This window comes from Stenotrophomonas sp. 05L44_2 (assembly GCF_056665995.1).
This window is the reverse complement of the sequence record NZ_JBFTNR010000424.1, coordinates 1-3,714: the sequence shown is the minus strand read 5'-3', so window position 1 is coordinate 3,714 and position 3,714 is coordinate 1. Positions and strand designations below refer to the sequence as shown.

Annotated in this window: 3 protein-coding genes and 1 pseudogene; all 4 read right to left on the bottom strand. The window is 59.6% G+C overall.

What is annotated here, in order from left to right; genetic code table 11:
• Nucleotides 1–57: 57 nt before the first annotated feature.
• Nucleotides 58–663, bottom strand: a pseudogene (locus AC1VAN_RS14855) (TrbG/VirB9 family P-type conjugative transfer protein); the annotation flags it as partial.
• Nucleotides 660–1,706, bottom strand: coding sequence for a VirB8 family type IV secretion system protein (locus tag AC1VAN_RS14850; RefSeq protein WP_032976216.1), 1,047 nt, complete (start codon nucleotides 1,704–1,706; stop codon nucleotides 660–662). The gene AC1VAN_RS14850 and the pseudogene AC1VAN_RS14855, both read right to left, overlap by 4 nt.
• Nucleotides 1,707–1,795: 89 nt before the next feature.
• Complete coding sequence (locus AC1VAN_RS14845; protein ID WP_025878721.1) at nucleotides 1,796–2,242, bottom strand: hypothetical protein; 447 nt, start codon at nucleotides 2,240–2,242, stop codon at nucleotides 1,796–1,798.
• 416 nt (nucleotides 2,243–2,658) lie between these two features.
• On the bottom strand, nucleotides 2,659–3,714 hold a 1,056-nt coding region (locus AC1VAN_RS14840; protein ID WP_480986084.1), incomplete at its 5' end, for a type IV secretory system conjugative DNA transfer family protein.

The window sequence follows — 3,714 nt, the reverse complement described above, 5'->3', positions numbered from 1 at the left end:
GTCCTCGCCGTACTCTTTCTCGCGACCGAATACGGCCGGGAAGATGCCCGTCTTTTATTCGGGAGAATTCGGCAGTTTCAGGTAGGTGAAACTCCCATCGTCGTACGCGTTGACCGGAATCAACCACCCCATCTTCTTCGCCTTGCTGGTCGAATAGGAGTAGTTGAAGTTGTACTGGCGATCCTTGGCCAGCTCCGTACTGAGCAACGGCTGGGCTTCTTCCTCCACCGCCTCCTGCGCGACGCCGAACACTGTGTCATTCGGGTAGATAAAGGCGATCTTGTACTGCACGCCGGAACGACGCGCCTGCTCCAGCTGGCGCCAGTCAGTGGCCACCACCTTCAGCTCGAAGATGTACGAATGGGTCTCAGTGCGCACCATCATGTTGGTGTCGACGTCGACATTCTTGGGTTTAAGGTAGAACACATTCTCGCGACGGGTGAGTTCCCAACCACTGCTGAAACCGGTGCTGTAGTCGAGGATTTTCTCGTTCGGGCTCAGCTCGATCTGGGTGGTGAGACCCAGGCCGGTGCGCACCGGGTAGATGCGGTCCTTCTCGTACTCGTAATGGTCCACCGCCTGTGCCATCGCCGAGGTGGAAAACACCAGCGACAGCAATGACAGCAGCGCCAATGCGCTCCCTCTGACTTTTCGACTACTCATCGGTTGCTTGCTCCATCAGCATTTCCGGTGGAATTGTTCTGCATCGGCCTCATGGCCGGCTGCGCTGGGATCGCCTGCCCAGGCACTACCTGCCCTTGAGTCGGCTGACCTTGAATGGATTGACCCTGTACCGGCTGCATCTGACCATTGGCCGGTACAGCCACAGGCTGGCCAGTTGCGGGATCGATCATGGTGGCTGCTGCGGGATTGTTCGGGTCGTAAATGCCCTGCGCCTGTTGCGCGGCAAGCTGCGCCTGCTGGGCAGCATCCTGAGCCTGCTGCTGCATTGCACTGTCATCCGGCACCGGCACGCCACGGGCGTAATCGTTATCGACGCGATACTCGGTAACCTGGAAAGCTAGCGGATTGAGTACGCGATCCTGCTCGGACAGCGCAAGATTCTGGTTGTACTGGAAACGCATCGTCACCAGCTGGTTATCCAGATAGGTCGCAGCACCCGTGCGCTTGTCCAGCAGGCTGCGCTGTATGCGTACCGATGCGCCGCGGAAGCCACCATTGGCCTGCTGGGCCAAGGGCGTGATGCTCAGGATCTTGACCCGGATCGCCTTGCCGCGTCCGTACATCACGAACGGGTTCTGCGGATTGTTACCGGCATAGCGCTGCTTCATGCTTGCGCCGACAGGATCACTTGACATCACAAACACCAGCTCCCAGTCGCGCAGGCCCATCACCGCCGAGTCATACGACTCACGCGCCAGCACATACTGGGCGACGTTGCTGCGATTGACCGCTTCATTGGTGGTGATCGTCTCGCCCTGGAACGTGCCGCGCAGGCGCGCAACCGTGGCCGTACCCGTATAGGCATCAGCCATCACCAGGAACGGCACCTTCTCCTTCAACGGCAGCATGTAGTAGTAGCCACCGGCCAGCGCCAGCGACATCAGCAACGAACCGGTGGCGACCCACCAGGCACGGCGCTCGCTGCGCCGGGCCATGTCGGCCACGGTGATCTCGTAGCTGACCGCCTTGGCGACCGACTGCTCGACCTTGGGGCTGTTGCCTGCATCCTTCTTGCGGAACATGGGTTCTTCCGTACTGCTGAAACATCAATGGGCGCGACGCCCCTGCGCCAGGCGCGGGGTGCGGCACGTTCGATGATTTCGACGCGGTCTCAGCTGCCGCTGCTGGCTTCAGGATCCTGGGCCGACGCGGTCGGCGTCGATCCAGCGCTCTGCACGACGATCTGGTTGCCGACGATGGAGACGGAAACGCCCTGCGCCGCATAGGCCGCCGTGAGATCGATCACGGCCTGCTGTGCGTTGGTGGTGTCGATCTCCGACACCGCGCCATACAGGGTGAAATCCGAACTGAGGCGATAGTCCAGCGTACGGCCGGAATCCTTGGCCCAGCGCTCGAGCATGGCCTTCAGCGTGCGATCCATCGGCGACGCCTGATAGACGTAGCTGGAGTACAGCGGAATCTCGGTCGGAGCCGTCGCGAAACGGTTGACCGGCTTCCAACGCCCTCCAAAGTCGGGTGCGGGCTTGGTGGCACAACCTGCCACCATCAACGCCGCCACTGCGGCGATGGACATTTTTGCAATAAACGCCTGATTCATACGGGCTTCACTTTGACGTACGAAAAAGCAGTCCCGATGTTGGTCCCTTGGTCGTCCGGCACTGCGCGATGCACGCCGGAAACGTAACGAATGCACTGCTTAACAGCACATGGGCACGGTTCCCCTGCAGCTCGAAAGCTGCCAACCAAGTCGCGTGAAGCAACCTCATCCGAGGCCCCTCTCACGCACCCTCACCAACGTCGGAACCATCCCTGTTCCCATGGCTGAAACTCCTGGCCACTCTGAAAGCATGACGAATCACACAGATCCGCAAGCCACGCATAGAGTCGCACAACTACGCGTCAATTCGATGTCAGACAAATCTGAATTTTGACCAACGTATGGCGTTTCTTTGACGCGCTTCACTAATTCACCTCAATGAATGCGTGCATGCGTCACACTTTCAAGTCTGCAACTTAGACATCAAGCATCGGCACGTCAACCTTTGGCAGTAGACGTGACGTGAAATAGCGGTCCTTGTAATAGCGAATCTTGTCGCACTTGACCGGATGCGGGATGCCTTCGTACAGGAACACCTCCTTGTCCGGCCCCATCGCCTTGAGCTCCTGCGGCAGCATCAGCGCGCGACGCTCCTCGGTGAAGCTGTGGGTCTTTTCGCGCGCGTGGGTGACGTTCTTCTTGCGGATGGTGGTGTAACCCAGCATGTCCGAATAGTCGTTGGCGTCCTGCTGCTCGCGTGGTGCGTACAGGATCTGCAGCGCATGGTTGGTGATGATCGTGCGCGAGACCTCGCGGCCATAGGTGGCATCCAGCTGCGACATGCTCTGGATGATCGGCAGCAGGCGCACGTTGTAACCGGCCATGTAGGACACCGCCGAGGCGATGATTTCGACCTTGCCGATCGAGGTGAATTCGTCCATCAACAGCAGGCACTGGTACTTCAGGTCCGGATTGGACTTGGGCAGTTCCTTGGTGTTGAGGTTGATCAGCTGACTGAAGAACAGGTTGATGATCAATCGGCTTTCGGCCAGCTTGTTGGGCTGGATGCCGATGTAGATGGTCATCTTCTTCTTGCGCACGTCGGTGAGCAGGAAGTCGTTGGTGCTGGTGGCCTTGTCCAGGACCGGGTTGATCCAGGGGTTCAGCGGTTCCTTGAAGGTACCCAGGATCGAGGCGAAGGTCTCGTCGGCCTGGGACAGCATGTTGGCAAACGCCGAGCGCGCGTTGCTGCTGAGGAATGGGCGCTCGGACAGGCCCTTGAGGAACTTCTTCAGGTCACTGCCATCGCCGGAGGACAGGCGGTACACCGCACCCAGGGTCGGCGTGCCCTGCCCGCCTGGGAAGCCGCTGCTGCGCTCGTCATCCCAGTTCTCGAACAGGTACAGGGTGAAGGCGATGAAGGCATTGCGCGCCTGGCTGATCCAGAACTTCTGGTCTTCCGAGCCATCCGGATACAGCATCGCACCGATGCTCATCAGGTCCGAGACACGGAACGCCGGGTCGTCGGAGAC